Annotated in this window: 11 protein-coding genes and 2 pseudogenes; 4 read left to right on the top strand and 9 right to left on the bottom strand. The window is 68.7% G+C overall.

Annotated elements, in window-relative coordinates:
• Positions 1–116: 116 nt before the first annotated feature.
• Positions 117–1,160, top strand: a complete 1,044-nt coding sequence (locus OG456_RS03690) for a LacI family DNA-binding transcriptional regulator (protein WP_266557145.1) — start codon at positions 117–119, stop codon at positions 1,158–1,160.
• A 328-nt stretch (positions 1,161–1,488) separates the two neighbouring features.
• Here OG456_RS03690 and OG456_RS03685 read toward each other — a convergent pair whose 3' ends face one another.
• From OG456_RS03685 to OG456_RS03675, 3 genes are all read right to left on the bottom strand, one after another.
• Complete coding sequence (locus OG456_RS03685; protein WP_266556085.1) at positions 1,489–3,069, bottom strand: IS1182 family transposase; 1,581 nt, start codon at positions 3,067–3,069, stop codon at positions 1,489–1,491.
• A gap of 93 nt (positions 3,070–3,162) precedes the next feature.
• Complete coding sequence (locus OG456_RS03680) at positions 3,163–4,062, bottom strand: formylglycine-generating enzyme family protein (RefSeq protein WP_266557143.1); 900 nt, start codon at positions 4,060–4,062, stop codon at positions 3,163–3,165.
• Positions 4,063–4,157: 95 nt separating this feature from the next.
• Positions 4,158–5,567: a sulfatase gene (locus OG456_RS03675; RefSeq protein WP_266557141.1), complete on the bottom strand. Its 1,410-nt coding sequence runs from the start codon at positions 5,565–5,567 to the stop codon at positions 4,158–4,160.
• Between the two features lie 1,177 nt (positions 5,568–6,744).
• On the opposite strand from OG456_RS03675, the gene OG456_RS03670 reads away from it, so the two are divergent.
• Positions 6,745–7,119, top strand: coding sequence for a hypothetical protein (locus tag OG456_RS03670; RefSeq protein WP_266557139.1), 375 nt, complete (start codon positions 6,745–6,747; stop codon positions 7,117–7,119).
• 191 nt (positions 7,120–7,310) lie between these two features.
• Here OG456_RS03670 and OG456_RS03665 read toward each other — a convergent pair whose 3' ends face one another.
• Positions 7,311–8,135, bottom strand: coding sequence for a DUF1684 domain-containing protein (locus tag OG456_RS03665; RefSeq protein WP_266557137.1), 825 nt, complete (start codon positions 8,133–8,135; stop codon positions 7,311–7,313).
• A gap of 75 nt (positions 8,136–8,210) precedes the next feature.
• A complete protein-coding gene (locus OG456_RS03660; protein ID WP_266557135.1) occupies positions 8,211–9,134 on the bottom strand; it encodes an LLM class F420-dependent oxidoreductase in 924 nt (307 codons plus the stop codon).
• A gap of 432 nt (positions 9,135–9,566) precedes the next feature.
• Here OG456_RS03660 and OG456_RS03655 point away from each other — a divergent pair, with 432 nt between their 5' ends.
• Both OG456_RS03655 and uvrA read left to right on the top strand, forming a co-directional pair.
• Positions 9,567–10,715: a glutathione-independent formaldehyde dehydrogenase gene (locus tag OG456_RS03655; RefSeq protein ID WP_266557133.1), complete on the top strand. Its 1,149-nt coding sequence runs from the start codon at positions 9,567–9,569 to the stop codon at positions 10,713–10,715.
• 497 nt (positions 10,716–11,212) lie between these two features.
• Positions 11,213–13,667: pseudogene (gene uvrA, locus OG456_RS03650) on the top strand (excinuclease ABC subunit UvrA).
• A 134-nt stretch (positions 13,668–13,801) separates the two neighbouring features.
• On the opposite strand, the gene OG456_RS03645 reads toward uvrA, so the two are convergent.
• The 4 genes and pseudogenes from OG456_RS03645 to OG456_RS03630 form a co-directional block, all read right to left on the bottom strand.
• Positions 13,802–13,948: an ANTAR domain-containing protein gene (locus OG456_RS03645; RefSeq protein WP_266557131.1), complete on the bottom strand. Its 147-nt coding sequence runs from the start codon at positions 13,946–13,948 to the stop codon at positions 13,802–13,804.
• A 100-nt stretch (positions 13,949–14,048) separates the two neighbouring features.
• Positions 14,049–14,240 (bottom strand): annotated as a pseudogene (locus tag OG456_RS03640) (transposase); the annotation flags it as partial.
• A gap of 133 nt (positions 14,241–14,373) precedes the next feature.
• Positions 14,374–14,940: a type 1 glutamine amidotransferase domain-containing protein gene (locus OG456_RS03635; RefSeq protein ID WP_266557129.1), complete on the bottom strand. Its 567-nt coding sequence runs from the start codon at positions 14,938–14,940 to the stop codon at positions 14,374–14,376.
• 17 nt (positions 14,941–14,957) lie between these two features.
• A complete protein-coding gene (locus OG456_RS03630) occupies positions 14,958–16,277 on the bottom strand; it encodes a glutathione-independent formaldehyde dehydrogenase (RefSeq protein ID WP_266557128.1) in 1,320 nt (439 codons plus the stop codon).
• Positions 16,278–16,314 lie beyond the last annotated feature (37 nt).

Below are 16,314 nucleotides of genomic sequence, written 5' to 3'. Positions count from 1 at the left end.
CAGGTCACGGGCCTGAGATGCGGCTGAGGCGGGCCCCGTCCCCGATTAGTCAACGGCATTGCAAAATTTGTGGGCCACAATGAGGCGAGCACTCATGGAACGCCGGAAGGTGAACGATGCATCCTGCCGAAAGGCTGCCTGAAGCTGCCGACTTCCGACGCCCGACGCTGGAGGAGGTGGCCGCGCGGGCCGGCGTCGGCCGTGGCACGGTCTCCCGGGTGATCAACGGTTCCCCCAAGGTGAGCGACCGTTCGCGCGCAGCCGTGGAGCAGGCGATCGCCGAGCTCGGCTACGTTCCCAACCTCGCCGCCCGTTCCCTGGTCACCCGTCGCACCCACTCGGTGGCTCTGGTCATCCCCGAGGCCGAGAACCGGCTCTTCTCCGAGCCGTACTTCTCGGGGATCATCAGGGGCGTGTCCGTCGGACTCGCCCCTGCCGGCATGCAGTTGCTGCTGGTGCTGGTGCGCGACGAGGAGGAGCACGCGCAGCTCGCCTCGTACCTGTCCGCGCAGCAGGTGGACGGTGTGCTGATGGTGGCGGTCCACCGCGACGACACGCTCCCGGACCTGCTGGACGATCTGGCCGTGCCGACCGTGCTGGCCGGACGGCGCAACCATCTCGAGCCTCTCGGCCATGTCCGGGCGGACAACAGTGGCGGCGGCCGGATCGCGGTCCAGCACCTGCTGGACAAGGGCCGCCGGGCCATCGCCACCATCACGGGTCCGCTGGACATGGACGTCGCCCGTGGCCGTCTCGACGGGTACCGCGAGGCCCTGGAAGGTGCGGGTATCACCGTGGACGAAAGTCTCATCTCGCACGGCGACTTCACGGAAGAGGGCGGACGCCAGGCCATGCGCGATCTCCTGCAGCGATGCCCCGACCTCGACGCCGTCTTCGCCGCTTCCGACGTGACAGCCTCAGGCGCAGTACTTGAGCTGCGCGCTTCCGGACGGCAGGTGCCGGACGACGTCGCCGTCATCGGTTTCGACGACTCGATCGTGGCCCGGCACACCGATCCCCAACTGACCAGCGTCCGCCAGCCGATCGAGGAGATGGGCCGCACCATGGCAACCCTCCTGCTGGATGAGATCGCACACCGGGGCAAGGGCCATCGCGAAGTGATCCTGCCTACGGAACTGATCGTGCGCGAGTCGGCCTGACAACTCCGCACGAACGCAGATCCAGCACCCGGCCGGCACCGCCTGGTCGGCGCTTCCCTCAAGCGGAAAGAGGGGCGCCAGAGGCGTCGTAGCGGTCTCGAGCGGCAAGAACATGAGGCATGTTCTGCTCTGACCATTGCACCAGCAGACGGAATGCCGGCCTCATGGACAGCCCGAGGCCAGTCACGGTGTACTCGACACGCGGAGTACCCATCATGCGTTCCCTCATCGCATTTGATCACTGAGCACATAGGACTTGCTCGTCTAGAAGACTGCTGAAAATCTTGTTGTTGGGGCTGTCCGGCTGTGGGCCGGGTGGCCCTTTCCGCTATGCGGTGGCGGGGGTGAGGTGCCAGGTGGTGTTGGTGCGGGTGAGTCCGAGGTTGATGAGTCGGCGGAGGTTGAGAGCGGCGGCGCGGTGGTGGAGCCAGATGTTGTTGGCGATGACGCCTCGGTAGGGAACCCGGCGGTTGCCCTTGGCGACGAGCCAGGCGATGGCGCGTTCGACGGGTGGCCGCCATCGGCGGTATTCGTCCTGCCATCCGGCGTCGGTGGCGGCCTGGTGGCGGGCGGCGGCCAGCAGTTCGTACTGGGGGTGGACGTTGAGGGTGCGTCCGGTCTTGGAGGTGGTGCAGCGCTCTCGCAGGGGGCAGCTGGTGCATGCGCGCTTGAACTGGGCGGTGCGGGCGCCGTCGGCTTTGGTCTGGCCGAGGTTGGCGGTGTGTCCGGCCGGGCAGGTTGCGGTGCCCGCGGCCTGGTCGATGTGGAAGTCGTCGATGGTGAACCCGCCGGGGACGGCCTGCCGCAGCGGTGGCGGTTTGATCACCAGGGTGTGGCCGTCGGCCTGCAGTTGTGCGCGCAGGTCGCCGGTGCCGTAGGCAGAGTCGCCGAGCACGGTTAACTCGCCGTCCTCGTCGGCCAGCAGATCGCCGGCCACGGCGGCCTCGTGATTGCCGGGACCGTAGCCGCTGGTCAGGGCGACAGCGGTGAACAGGCCGCTCTCCGGCTCGAAGGACGCATGCCCTTTGAAGCCGTCCTGGTGACGGGTGCGGTTCTTGTGGATGTGCCGTGCGTCCGCATCGACGGTGGACACGGTCCGGTCCGCCACCGTGCGCTTCGCGACGCGCCAGCGGCCATCGCGCCCGTCGGAGTCCTCGGCCGGCTCCACATCCTGGCCCGCGACCAGGGCCAGCAGGCCGACCGCGTTCGCCGCCTTCTCGCCCAGGTTCTGCTCGGGCAGGTGCCCGAGCAGGTTGACCGCGTCGGTGACCAGCGCATCGACCAGCGCGGCGCGGGCGGCCTCGTCGTCCCAGGCGATCCTCGGCTTGCCCGGGTCGGTGTAGTCGTGCGCGTGGCACCACCGCGCCGCGGTCTCCCCGGCCCCGGGGACCTCGCGGATCACCCGGCGGATCGCGGAGATGATCTGGGTGACGGTGTCCTGGGTGGCCACCGCGTCGTCCAGCACGGTGGAATCCAGCGCCCGCCGCTGCCTGCCCTTGAGCACACCGGTCGCGGCCACGACCTCTTTGACCTTGGTGAAGATCCGCGTCGGATCGGCCGAGTGACGCAAACGGCGCCGGAAGTACGTCAGCAGCGAGGGATCGAAAGCGGTGTCGTACAGCCCGAGCCCGCAGGCCGCCTTCCAGCGCAGGTCACACCGCAGTTCCTGGACCGTCTCGAAGTCCGACAGCCCGTGCAGGCTCTGCAGCACCACCGTCGCGGCCAGGACCTGCGGCGGCAGACTCGGACGGCCGTTGGACGACGGATACATGTCCGAGAACATCCCCGGCTCGAACAGCACCTCGCGATGTTCGGCCAGGAACGCGAACACACTGCCAGCCGGGATCAACTCCCGGCAGGTCTCCCACACATCCGGCCCGACCATCTCCCCGGCCCATTCCCCCTGCATGCATACAAGACTGGCCCCAACTCCACCGAGCCGGGGCCAGAACCGAGATTTTCAGCAGTCTTCTAGGGGGCACAACCCCCAGGGAGGACCTTGCTACCGGCTGTCGGCCGCCACGCGGAAGCCGATGTTAGCCGTCGAGCTGTCGGGGGTGTTACGGCTGCGGGCCGCGACGCGGTAGCGGTTGCAGTACGAGTCGTGGCACAGGTAGGAGCCGCCGCGCATGACGCGGGAGATGTCCGGGACGAACCAGTCGGCCGTCCACTCCCAGACGTTTCCCACGGTGTTGTAGAGGCCGTAGCCGTTGGGGCGGTAGGACTTCGCGGGTACGGTGCCGGGTCCGCCGGGACCCGTGTAACGGGCGGGGAAGTCGCCCTGCCAGATGTTGAGCATCGTCCTCCCGCGCGGGGCCAGTTCGTCACCCCACGGGAAACGGCGCCGTTCGAGTCCGCCGCGGGCCGCGTACTCCCACTCTGCCTCGGTGGGCAGGCGTGTGCCGGACCACTCGCAGAAGGCCTGGGCGTCGTTCCAGGAGATGTGGACGACGGGGTGATTCTGGCGCGATTCGATGGATGACCCCGGGCCTTCGGGATGCCGCCAGGTTGCGCCGGCCACCGCCCGCCACCACGGCACCTCGGCAACGGGCTCCGCCGTGTCCGCGAGTTCCTCGGGGAGGAGGCCGCAGAAGACGAAGGAGGAGTTGAAGCTCTCGGCCTCAGTGGCGTAGCCGGTTGCCTTGACGAAGCTCGCGAACTGGGCGTTGGTCACGGTCGTGGGGGCGATACGGAAGGGGGCGACCTCGACCTCGCGGACCGGGCCCTCGTGGTCGGCCGCGATGCCGTCGGGGTCGTCACCGCCCATGAGGAACCGACCGGCGGGGAGGCCGATCAGCTGCTTGGCGATCCGGAGTGCCGTCTCGGAGCGGTGCGGTGCGGTGGACGCGGCCGGCGCGATCGTGAGAGTGGCCCGGCCGGGTGTGCAGCAGGAGGAGGACATGACATCTCCGAGGTTCGATGATGAGGTCGGCCGGGTGCCCGTGAGAGACGGGCACCCGGCCGGATGGTGCGGACCGGCCGGCGCGGCCAGTACGGCTAGCTCACGCGGTCGGCGGCGAGCTGGTCCCTCAGGGCCGGGATGCCCAGAGCCCGCTCGTCCGCGGAGGTTGCCCCGTAGAGCTTGTTGGTGAGTTGGTATGGGTCGTTCGTGAGGTCGTAGTACTCGCGGAACGCCACCTCACCGGTGCCGACCACATTGCCGTTGGTGTCGGTGTGGAGCTTGTAGTACTCCGTGTACTGCTTGTCTTTGGCGACGTACGAGGACCACGTGTGCGGGCTCCCCGTCTGGTGGGCGCCCTGCTCCCACCACTCGACCAGCAGGTGGTCACGGCTGTAGGTGCCGAGCAGCGACTTGCCGTCCTGCGGGGTGTTCGCGGTGACCCCGGCCGCGTCGAGGATGGTGGGCGCGATGTCGATGTTGGCGACGATGCGGTTGTCCGTGGTCCCGGCGCCCAGGCCGCCGGCCGGCCAGGACAGGTAGAACGGCACCTCGTGGGAGGGGGAGTAGGGCACCGACTTCTTGGACCATCCGTGGTCGGCCCAGGTGTAGCCGTTGTCGCTGATGTAGATGACGAGGGTGTTGTTGAGCTGGCCCAGGGACACCAGCTTGTCCTTGAACGCCTGCACCGCGTCGTCGACAGACAGCAGGGTGCGCAGCTGCCGCTGCCGCAGCGCCTGGCCGTCGGCGAGGGTCTGGCTGGCGTTCTGGATGTAGTCGGGCTTGTCGCTCTTGTCGGTCTCGAAGACGGACGGGCGGCCGTTCCAGTCCGGCACCACGGTGTTGGCGTACTGCGTCTCCGGGGTGTTGGGCTCGTGCGAGGCCTTGGGGGTGACGACCGCGAACCAGGGCCGGGTGTCGGTCGCGGCCTTGTCCAGGAAGGCCAGGGTCTTGTTCTTGATGATCGTGGTGCTGTAGCCGGCGATCGTGTGGACGGTCCCGTTGTCGTTGTACGTGCCGTCGTTGTAGACGACCGGGTCCTCCAGCACCCACTCCTCGAAGTGCGGCGGGTTGTCGCTGACGTTCCAGGCGTTGAGGTACTTGCCGAACAGGCCGGTGCGGTAGCCGGCCTGCTTCAGGTAGCGCTGCACCGTGGTGTTCTGGTCGAGCTTGTACGGGTGGCCGTTGTCGAGCACGCCGTGGTTGTGGGCGTGGCGGCCGGAGAAGACGGAGGAGCGGGAGGGGGCGCACAGCGGCGTGGCGACGTGGCCGTCGGTGAACTTCACGCCCTGACCGACGAGCCAGTTGATGGTCTTCGAGGTCGCCCAGTCGGTGTGCTTGGGCTGGTCGTCCGTGACGATCAGCAGGATGTTCGGGCGGGTGGCCGCCGCGGCCGGAGTGCCGGTGGCCAGCTGGGCGGCCGCGGGGACGGCGACCGCCGCGGCAACCGCGGCCGAGCTCGCGAGGAAGCCGCGTCTGCTTACCTTCGACTGCTCGTGCTCACTCATTTGGTTTTCCCTTTTCTGTTTTGGGCGGGGCGAATTCCACTCGCCAAGTGAATGAAAAAGGCGCGCAGAATTCCCGGAGTCCTCGTTTGGGATATGCGGGGATTTGCGAATGAGGAACGGGAGGCGGGAAACTGTGGCCCAGTCGAGGCGCGATCGGCCGCGGCTGGTCGGAGCCCGATGTCCCGTTGAATGATGAGGCGTTGACCGGCTGCTCAGGGCCCGGACGAGCGGCGTCCGAGCCCGGCGGTCACGCCGCGGCGGCCTTACAGAGCGTACTCGCCAGCCGTCCGAAGTCGACGTGCCGACGAGCAGCGAGAATCACTGCTGCCATGGCTGTGAGAGTAAAGGGGCGAGTGAGGTCTGGGCAATGGGGTCAGGATGAATATTTTAGAACCCGGCCCTATTGTTGCGGGGATATTGCTGGTGCAGACCTGAGCGTTGTCCCCTAATCGCTGGTCATGCGTCGCCAAACTCCTCATGCCGGCTTGGAAGCATCAGGTCGTCACTGGGTACGGGCTGCTGCGTCGATGGACGGCCGCCGTCAGAGGCGATCACATCGACGGACCTGAACGGCCGCCGGTAACTGACGAGTTCGCGTACGAGCGCGGCGACCTGCTCCACTTCGATGAGGGAGCCGTCATGACCGTAGGGGATTCGATCACGCGCGGGTGATCTGCTGTGCGAATCCCGGCGGGCAGCTCCGCCTGCTGGGTGAGGGGATACAGGCGGTCCGAACTCACTTCGGCGATGAGCGTCCTGGCCCTCACGCGGCGCGCCTATCGCCGCGGCCGCGCCCGATGTCGTGAGTGTTCATTGGCGTCTGCCGGCACGACATAGCTGCCGGCGTCGAAGCGGCGCACCAGCTTGGCGGCGTGGTGTCGAGGCAGGACTCGACCTGGTACCGGCCGCCGTACCAGGGGTCCTCCGTGCCCTGGGGTGTGCGACCGAAGCGAACCTGCCACTCCGGCTCGCTGCGACAGGTGACGTGGGCGATGCGGCGGGCCGGGCCGAGTCCTGCGTGCGGGCCGCGGCCCGTGTCGTGGTAGTCAGTTCCCGGTCGAGTTCGACGGCCCGGTGACGTGCCCAGTCCTGGTGGAACCCCTGCCGGTTCGCCGCCCGGGGTACGGCACGGGCGGTCGCGGCGTCGCAGGGCGCAGGAGACGCTGGCCTCCAGCGGTTGCCAGTCCTCCGAACCCAGCACAGTCGCGGTGACGCTGAACCGGTCCACCGCCCCGGCCGCGACCTGGGCGTAGGCAGGAAGTCCCAGGACCTCACGGGCGCGGAAGCCCAGCGGGCCGAGGCGTACTCCGCTGTGCAGCGCGCAGGCAAGAGTCTCCACAAGGTCCGGATCGCCCCGGACCCCGGCGTGCGCGAACAACTCGGCCTCCTGCCGCGAGGTCCCGCCGAAATCGCCGTCCTCACCGACGAACTCAAGGAAGTCCTGCCAGAACACTTCGGCGGGCAGTGCCGTCTGCCGCCAGGGGACGGCGGCGTATTCGGCCACCGCAAGCTCGGCCGCATCGAGCCCGTCCGCCGCAAGACGCTTCCGTAGATCCAGCAGTTGACTCCACAACGTGTCCAGATACGCCCCGCGCATCACCCAGCTCGATCTGTCTCGCGTCAGGCGAACGTCGAGGGCGGTCCCAGTCGCCGCCGTCCGCCGAAGGGGCGCCCCAAGACCGAGCCGGCGGGGGCGCGGGCCGCCGACCGGTCTCCGTCACTTCGTCTGGCCGGCAGCCCGGCTCAGGACCCACCGCGCTCGCGGGGGATCTTCTGACCCGCCTCGATCGCCACCGGCAGTCGGTTCTCGGCCGGCGGCAGCGGGCACGTGGCCAGGTCCGTGTAGGCGCACGGCAGGTTCGCGGCGCGGTTGAAGTCCAGGACGACGGTGCCGTCGGCGGCGGGCGGCTCGAGGGCCAGGACTCGGTTGGCGGCGTAGGTGGTGACCCCGGAGGTCGCGTCGGTGAAGAGCGCCATCAGCCGGCCCACACCACGCCCGGGGAACGCGGTCAGGGACAGCAGGCGCCCGTCCAGCTCGAACTCGACCCTGCCCGGAGCGTCGTACACATGCTCAAGGCCCTCGACCGCGGCGCCGACGGTGGTTGGCCGCGGCTCGTCGAAGGGGATGTAACGGCCCGTCACGGCCCAGCGCGGGTCGGGGGCGTAGGCGGGTGTTCCGGTGAAGGCCGTACGCAGCGGTGCGTCCGGGTGCCGGGGGCGCACGATGTCGTTGCCGCCGCGCCTGGCGACCTCGATGACGGCGTCTCCCCAGACCGCGTCGACGCCGCCGCGTTCGGGAAGCACGCCGAAGTGGTGATCGCCCCGTACCGGCGTTCCGTCGACGACGAGTTCCTCACCGTCGTCGAGGGCTACGACGACCCCGTCGGGGCCGGTGTGCCACGCTCCGGGCGCGTCGGGAAAGCGCTGCGGCCGGTCGTCGAGCCAGTGCAGGCCGGTGATCGCCAGGAACCCGTGCGGGTCGGCGAGCCTGGCCTCCTGAGCGCGGTGCCAGTCCAGCCAGTTCTCGGTGAAGGCCTGGAGGTCTGGTGCGGTGGCTTCGGTGGTCATAGGTTCTCCTTCGTCACGCGAGGCTCGGCCTCGCACGGGGGTGCAGTGCATCCATCGACCGTCCGGTCGGCGTACTCAGCCGGCCAGTTCGCCGAGGAGGGCCCAGGTGCGTCGGCGGTCCGCTTCTCCCGCGATCTCGGTGCCCGAGAACACGACCTCGGTGGCGCCGGCGTCGCGGTAACGCCGTACCTCGGCTTCGACCGCCTTCTCGTCGCCGATCACGGCCAGGTCGCCGGCCCGACGGCCGCCGGAGAGTTCGATGACCCGCGCGTAGGACGGGAACTGTTCGTAGAACGCGAGGTTCTCGGTGGCCTTCGCCCGCACCTCGTCCACGTCGTCCGTGACCACGCCGGGCACCAGGGCCACGATCCTCGGCGCGGGACGGCCGGCGGCCTCGGCTGCGGCGGTCACGGCGGGGACGATGTGGTCCGCCAGGGCGCGCGGTCCCGCCAGGTAGGGCAGGATCCCGTCCGCCAGCTCGCCGCTGACCCGCAGCGCCTGCGGCCCCATCGCGGCGACCAGCAGGGGGACGCCGTTCTCGGCGCCGGGTACGCGCGCGGGGAGCGGGGTGCTGGCGGTGAGCAGTTCGCCGTGGAAGTCGGCCGTGCCGGTCTTGGTCAACTGCCGTAGTGCGGTGAGGAATTCACGCAGGCGGGCGATGGGGCGTTCGAAGGGCAGGCCGAAGCCGGTCTCCGTGAGGAGTTTTGTGCCCAAGGCCAGTCCGAGGTGGTAGCGGCCGTGCGTCGCGGCTTGGGCGGTCTGGGCCTGGCTGGAGACCAGCAGGGGGTGGCGGCCGAAGACGGGGATCGCGGAGGTGCCCACCTGCAGTCCGGGCACCTCGCGCCCGACGATCGCCGCGAGCTGGGGTGAGTCCGCGCCGAAGGTCTGGCCGAACCAGGCCGACCGCAGCCCGGCGGCCGCGGCCTCCTGGGCCAACCGCACGGTGGCGTCGACCTGGTTCGGCGCGTCGGACGCGTTGAGCGCTACTCCAACAGTCATGTCAGTAAGAACCGGCGCCGGCCGAACCTCCATTCCGGTCCCCGTGTCACAGCTTCTTGTCAGTCATGTGAACAGAGCACCGGTTTGCTCCGACGTGCGGCCGAGGCGGTCAGCCCGCCCTCCGCCATCGGGATACCTCACCCCTCCGGCATAGCGCAGCCCACGACATCCGTCACGACCCCATGTAACCCAGACCCTTAAAGATCTCAAGGCCCTCCGTGATCGCTTTGACAGGTGGATTCCTGGTGGGAGGGTGGACGTAAGGCGGCGTGTCTCGTCGGACGGGATGCATCCACCACACCGCGGCCGCATCGGCAGTGACATGTTGCGGCTGCAAGGAGTTCTGGTTCTCGGCTGCGCCACCACCCGCCCCACCATCGGGAGCGGGAGCGGGAGCGCGCACGCAGCATGCTGACAGCGAAGGGGTCTGTCATGAAGGCACTGGTTTACGAAGGACCACGTTCGGTGACGGTGAAGGACGTACCGGACGCGAAGATCGAGCGTCCGACGGACGTCCTGGTGAAGATCACGAGTACGAACATCTGTGGTTCGGATCTGCACATGTACGAAGGCCGCACCGACATGGCGCCCGGGCGCATTCTGGGGCACGAGAACATGGGCGAGGTCGTCGAGGTCGGTGAGGGTGTGGACCGGGTTCGGGTCGGTGACCTGGTGTGTCTGCCGTTCAACATCAACTGCGGTTTCTGCCGCAACTGTGAGCAGGGCCTCACCGCGTTCTGTCTGACCACACCGGTCGACCCGACCATGGCCGGCGCCGCATACGGGTTCGCGGGAATGGGCCCGTACAACGGAGGGCAGGCGGAGTTCCTGCGTGTGCCGTACGGCGACGTGAACTGCCTGGTACTGCCCGAGGAGGCGCGGGAGAAGCAGACCGACTACGTAATGCTCTCCGACGTCTTTCCCACCGGCTGGCACTGCACCGAACTGGCGAAGGTACAGCCCGGTGACAACGTGGTGATCTACGGTGCCGGTCCGGTCGGCCTTATGGCCGCCTTGTCGGCGAACCTCAAGAGCGCGGCCAAGGTGATGGTCGTGGACCGCCACCCGGACCGCCTCGCGCTGGCCGAGGAGATCGGGGCGATCCCGATCGACGACTCCAAGGCCTCGCCCATCGACCAGGTCAACGAACTCACCAACGGTCTCGGGGCGGACCGAGGCTGTGAGTGCGTGGGCTACCAGGCACACGACCCGCAAGGTACCGAGCACCCCAACCTCACGCTGAACAACCTGGTGCACTCGGTGAAGTTCACCGGGACCATCGGCGTGGTCGGCGTCTTCGTTCCCCACGACCCCGGCAGCCCCGACAAGCTGTACAAGGAAGGCGAAATAGCCTTCGACTACGGGCTGTTCTGGTTCAAGGGTCAGTCCGTGGGCAATGGGCAGGCCAATGTCAAGGCGTATAACCGGCAACTGTGCAACCTGATCGAACAGGGCAAGGCCAAGCCGTCCTGGATCGTCTCGCACGAACTGCCGCTCGACCGGGCCCCTGAGGGCTATGAGCACTTCGACGCCCGCGACGACGGGTGGACCAAGGTCGTTCTGCACCCCGACGGCTCCTGACCCACGGCCGTAAGTCCAGACGTACACCCAGGAAACCGGCGGCCGAGCAGGTATGGCAGGAGTGGGCGATCGCATCAAGGCCAACTCATGGCAGGTCAGCGGCCCTTGATGGAGCCGGTGCCGCTCCGCGAGGGCATCGAGAATGCGCTGATAGTCCACCGAAAGCACCGACCAGGCCAGCCTCTCACGCCACACCGGCACCTGCGACTTCGCCTTCGCCGCTTGCCCCAGCCGGGGCCGATCGAGAGTGGGCGCGAAGGGCGGTCACCTCGCGGCGGGGGCTCCATAAGGCTTCAGCCGAACGATCGTCCTCATGGGCAAAAGGGTGAGGCCCGGGGACACAGTTCCCTTCACGCCCACGTACGGATCAACGGTGAAGCACCCTCGAATGTTCGCTGGGAGCGGCTTATACCGGGACTCTCCGGATGCTCGTGTGAGCGGGGCCCGGTGACGGCGCCTGTCGCGCGGTTCCCGGCGCGATGAGGTAATCAAGAACGGTGAACAAGGACGCGAGCGACCCCTTCGTGCGTGTCCGGGGCGCCAGTGAGAACAACCTGCGGAACATCGATGTCGACGTTCCGCGGGACGCGATGGTCGCCTTCACCGGCGTCTCCGGTTCGGGCAAGTCCTCGCTCGCGTTCGGCACGCTCTACGCGGAGGCCCAGCGGCGCTACTTCGAGTCCGTAGCACCGTACGCCCGAAGGCTGTTGCAACAGGTCGGCGCACCGCACGTGCAGGAAATCACCGGACTGCCACCCGCCGTGGCCCTGCAGCAGCGACGCGGGTCGCCCAGCTCGCGCTCGACGGTCGGCACCATCACCACGCTGTCCAATCTGCTGCGCATGCTGTACTCCCGCGCCGGCACCTATCCGCCCCGGGCCACACGGCTGGAAGCCGAGTCGTTCTCACCCAACACCGCGGCCGGCGCCTGCCCGGAGTGCCACGGACTGGGCGTCGTGCACGACGTCGCCGAGGACCTGCTCGTCCCGGACCCCTCACTGAGCATCCGCGAGGGGGCGATCGCCGCCTGGCCGGGCGCCAACCTGCGCAGTGTCGTGAGCGGCCTGGGGATCGACATCGACCGACCGTGGCGCAGGCTCAGGAAGAAGGACCGGTACTGGCTGCTGTACACGGACGAACAGCCCTCCGTGTACATCGAGCCGGAGGAGGACCGTGTCGACTACGGCTACCAGGGCAAGTTCTGGAGTGCCCGCAAGCACGTCATGCACGTCCTCGCCGACTCCAAGAGCGAGAAGATGCGCGAACGGGCGCTCCGGTTCGTCAGGAGTGTGCCCTGCCCCGAGTGTCACGGCAGCGGACTGCGGCCCGAGGCGCTCGCCGTGACCTTCGCCGGACGTTCCATTGCCGAGATCAACGCGATGCCACTCACCGAGGTCGTGGCGCTGCTGCGGCCCGTCGCGGGGCGGTCCAAGGCCGACGCCACCACATCGACCGCCCGATCCGGGGAGACGACCGAGGTCGCGGTCCGGATCTGCGGCGATCTGGTCGCGCGGGTCGACGTACTGCTCGACCTGGGCCTCGGATATCTCAGCCTCGGTCGCCGCTCGACGACCCTCTCACCCGGCGAGGCGCAACGCCTGCGGATCGCCACCCAACTGCGCTCGGGGCTGTTCGGCGTCGTCTACGTCCTCGACGAACCCTCCGCGGGCCTGCACCCGGCTGACGCGGAACCGCTGCTGGACGTGCTGGACCGCCTCAAGGCGGCGGGCAACTCGCTGTTCGTCGTGGAGCACGACATGGACGTCGTACGGCGGGCGGACTGGGTGGTCGACATCGGCCCCGGCGCGGGCGAGGGCGGCGGACGCGTGCTGTACAGCGGCCCGGTCGCCGGTCTTGAACGGGTCGGGAAGTCGGCCACGAGCCAGTACCTGTTCGGGCGCGCCCAGCCGCTCGATCACCGCCCGCGCACACCGCACGGCTGGCTGCACCTGCGCGGCGTCTCGCCACAATCTGCACGACGTGTCCGTCGACGTACCGCTCTGCGTACTGACGGCGGTGACGGGCGTGTCCGGTTCCGGAAAGTCGACGCTGGTGACGCAGGTGCTCGCCGAGGTCGTCCGCGGCCACCTCGGACTCGCACCCGAGGAGCCCGACGCGGCGCAGCTGGAGGTCGACGTCCAGGACGCGTCGGGGGTCGAGTCGTTCGACCGGCTGGTCCGGGTCGACCAACGGCCCATCGGCCGAACTCCCCGGTCCAACCTGGCCACGTACACGGGAATGTTCGACGCGGTGCGCAAGCTGTACGCGGCGACGGTCGAGGCCAGGGCGCGCGGCTACTCGGCCGGGCGGTTCTCCTTCAACGTGCCCGAAGGGCGGTGCGAGACCTGCCAGGGCGAAGGATTCGTCGCGGTGGAACTGCTGTTCCTGCCCGGCACCTACGCGCCGTGCCCGACCTGCCAGGGCGCCCGGTACAACGCCGAAACGCTGGAAGTCACCTACCGCGGCAAAAACATCGCGGAAGTGCTGGCGCTGTCCGTCGACGCCGCCGCCAAGTTCCTGTCCGCCGTCCCGGCCGCCTCCCGCAGTCTGGAGACATTGCGCGAGGTAGGACTGGGGTACCTGCGGCTGGGCCAGCCCGCGACGGAACTCAGCGGTGGTGAGGCGCAACGCATCAAACTGGCCACCGAACTGCAGCGAGCCCGCCGCGGGCACGCGCTCTACCTGCTCGACGAGCCGACGGCAGGGCTGCACCCCTCGGACATCGCGCTGCTGCTGCGACAGCTGCACCGGCTCGTCGACGCCGGCAACACGGTCGTCCTCGTCGAGCACGACCTGGACACGATCGCCACCGCCGACTGGGTCATCGACCTCGGGCCGGGCGGAGGCGACGCGGGCGGGCAGGTGGTCGCGGCGGGCCCGCCGGCCAAGGTGGCGAGGGCCCGCCGCAGCGCCACCGCGCCCTATCTCGCGGCCCGGCTCGCGCGCTCCTGACGACGGCGCGAGGGGCTGAGCACCGGTCAGCCGGGTTCGGGGCGCAGGGCCGTGCGCGTCGCCATGCTGCGTTCCAGCTTGTGGCGGATATCGCTCGTGGACAAAGCCACGCTCGGGAGGTGTCCTGTCTGGGCTCATTCCACGATGAGTTCGGCGACGTGGCGCATCTTGATGTCGGTGTGCTGGGAGATCTCCTGTAGGACGTCCCCGCCGTCCTCGGCGCGCAGGCCGGCCAGCGTGACGACGATGCCGATCGCCCTGATTGCGGGCCCCCGCCGCATGCTGGTGGGCGCGGCAGACCGTGGAGTCGACGCTGAGGTCCCACGTGATCGCAGCCTTCGCGTCGGCCGGGGACTGGAGCCGGGTGAGGATCCGGTGCCAGGTGCCGTTCCGCTGCCATCGGCGGAACAGGTCGTAGATCCGGCCCCACGGCCCGTACTCGAAGGGCATGTCCCGCCACGGAACACCGGTACGGACCCGGAACCGTACGCCGTCGAACAACTGCCGCCGAGGCCAGACAGGCGGCCGCCCCTCCCTGGCACCCTTCGGCAACAGCTCCAGCACCGCCCACTGTTCGTCCGTGAGATCTCCCCGCCCCTTGAACCGTGATCATTCACAGCCCAAGATCCATTTTCGATACACGGCCCAGTCGCGAGGGTCCGTGGAATGTCCTGCGGGCGCCTGGGGCGCAGCTCTCGCTGCCGGGCTAGGCGCCGGAGACCGGGCTGCCGGCCTGGGCGAACTGCTCGACGATGGCGGCGCAGAAGGCCGGCAGGTCCGCGGGCGACCGGCTCGAGGTGAACTGGCCGTCGATGACGACCTCCTTGTCGACGACCTCGGCTCCTGCATTACGCAGATCCGTGCGGATGCTCGGCCACGAGGTGAGACGGCGTCCGCGTACGACATCGGCCTCCGCCAGGGTCCACGGGCCGTGGCAGATCGTGGCTACGGGCTTCCCCGTGTTCACGAAGGCCTTGACGAAGCCGACGGCGTCCTTGTTCACACGGAGCTGGTCGGGGTTCATGGTGCCGCCGGGCAGCAGCAGGGCGTCGTAATCGTCGGTGGAGGCGTCCGAGACGAGCCGGTCGACGGGGAAGGTCCCTGCGGAGTTCAGGTCCCACTGGCGGGCCTGGATCTCGCCGGGGTGGATGGAGAGGACCTCTGTCTTCGCCCCGGCGCCGTGGAGAGCGCCACGCGGCTGCTCGAGCTCGACGCGCTCGACGCCGTCGGCCGCCAGGATCGCGACCTTTTGACCGCGGAGTTCGTGTGCCATGGTACTCATTCCTTCGCTCAGGGGCTGGTGTGGGCTGCTGTGCGGGAGAGAGAAGGACAGCACCCGGACGCGGATCGCGCGTCATGGCCAAGACGATGCCGGGAAGTGTCGCCCACGCTCAGTGCCCGGGCGAAGCCCGCTGGGGCGAGACCTGGGGCACGTCCAGGAGCGCACTGGCCCAGCCGAGGCCGCGTACGAGCGGATCGTGCTGCAGGCGGGAGGTGAAGCGGGTGTCTTTCTTCATGGGTGCTCCCCACGTGCGGTGAGGTGAAGGGGAAGGAGACGACGAAGCTCGGCTTTGCCTTCTCGCCGGCGATCAGGTCCCGCAGCGCCCGGTTGTACCTCTTCACCGGCGCCTGCCCGGTGCCCATGTGCTGGCCCTTGAACCACATCATGCCGAAGTCGATCGGGACCTTGCCCTGCGCCTCCAGCTCACCCTGGGCCTCGGCACCGCCGGGGTCCTCGGGCAGGAACACGCCCACCACACCGATGTCGCCCGTGAACCTGACCGAGTCGATCAGTCCGTTGAGCGTGAGGCTGGCGTCCTCGTGTCCCTCGGCGTCGTGTGCCTGGTAGCCGACGCACTCACAACCGTTGTCGGGGCCCAGACCGAGGGTGGCCTCCTTGACGACCTCCGCCGGGTTCTGCTCCGCGGTGTTGATCGGGATGGCACCGATCTCCTCCGCCTTGCGCAGCCGGTCGGGTTGGTGGTCGGCCACCCAGACGCGGCCGGCGCCCTTGAGGAGGGCGGAGTAGGCCGCCATCTGCCCGACGGGACCGGCCCCGAAGACGATCGTCTGGTCGCCCGGTTTGACGTGGGCCATCTCGGTGGCGTGATAGCCGGTGGGGAAGATGTCGGAGAGCATCACGTAGTCGGTCTGCCGCTCCGCGGCGTCCTCGCCCAGACGCAGCGCGTTGAAGTCGCCGTAGGGCACGCGCAGCAGTTCCGCCTGGCCGCCTTGGTAGGGGCCCATGTCGGCGAATCCGTAGGCGGCTCCGGCGAATGCCGGTACCGGCTGCATGGTCAGGCAGTAGTTGGTCAGACCCCGCTCGCACTGCTTGCAGAAGCCGCAGGCGATGTTGAAGGGCAGCACCACATACTCGCCGACCTGGACCTTGCGAACGGCCGAGCCGACCTCCATGACCTGTCCCATGTTCTCGTGTCCCAGGGTGCGGCCAGTCTCGAACGAGGTGCGGCCCTCGTACATGTGCAGGTCCGAACCGCAGATGTTGGTGGTGGTGATTTTGACGATGATGTCGCAGGGGTGTTCGATCTTCGTGTCCGGTACGTTCTTCACTGTGACCGTACGCGGGCTTTCAGATACCGCTGCTTTCATGATTGCTTCCTTCGGCCCCGGCATGACCGCAACACGG

Source organism: Streptomyces sp. NBC_01446, assembly GCF_026340095.1.
GTDB lineage: Bacteria > Actinomycetota > Actinomycetes > Streptomycetales > Streptomycetaceae > Streptomyces > Streptomyces aureus.
This window is presented reverse-complemented; position numbering and strand designations above follow the sequence as displayed.

Coding starts and splice junctions, on each gene's coding strand:
- OG456_RS03690 (WP_266557145.1), top strand. CDS start 117: ATGCATCCTGCCGAAAGGCTGCCTGAAGCTGCCGACTTCCGACGCCCG.
- OG456_RS03685 (WP_266556085.1), bottom strand. CDS start 3,069: ATGCAGGGGGAATGGGCCGGGGAGATGGTCGGGCCGGATGTGTGGGAG.
- OG456_RS03680 (WP_266557143.1), bottom strand. CDS start 4,062: ATGTCCTCCTCCTGCTGCACACCCGGCCGGGCCACTCTCACGATCGCG.
- OG456_RS03675 (WP_266557141.1), bottom strand. CDS start 5,567: ATGAGTGAGCACGAGCAGTCGAAGGTAAGCAGACGCGGCTTCCTCGCG.
- OG456_RS03665 (WP_266557137.1), bottom strand. CDS start 8,135: ATGACCACCGAAGCCACCGCACCAGACCTCCAGGCCTTCACCGAGAAC.
- OG456_RS03660 (WP_266557135.1), bottom strand. CDS start 9,134: ATGACTGTTGGAGTAGCGCTCAACGCGTCCGACGCGCCGAACCAGGTC.
- OG456_RS03655 (WP_266557133.1), top strand. CDS start 9,567: ATGAAGGCACTGGTTTACGAAGGACCACGTTCGGTGACGGTGAAGGAC.
- OG456_RS03645 (WP_266557131.1), bottom strand. CDS start 13,948: ATGCGGCGGGGGCCCGCAATCAGGGCGATCGGCATCGTCGTCACGCTG.
- OG456_RS03635 (WP_266557129.1), bottom strand. CDS start 14,940: ATGGCACACGAACTCCGCGGTCAAAAGGTCGCGATCCTGGCGGCCGAC.
- OG456_RS03630 (WP_266557128.1), bottom strand. CDS start 16,277: ATGAAAGCAGCGGTATCTGAAAGCCCGCGTACGGTCACAGTGAAGAAC.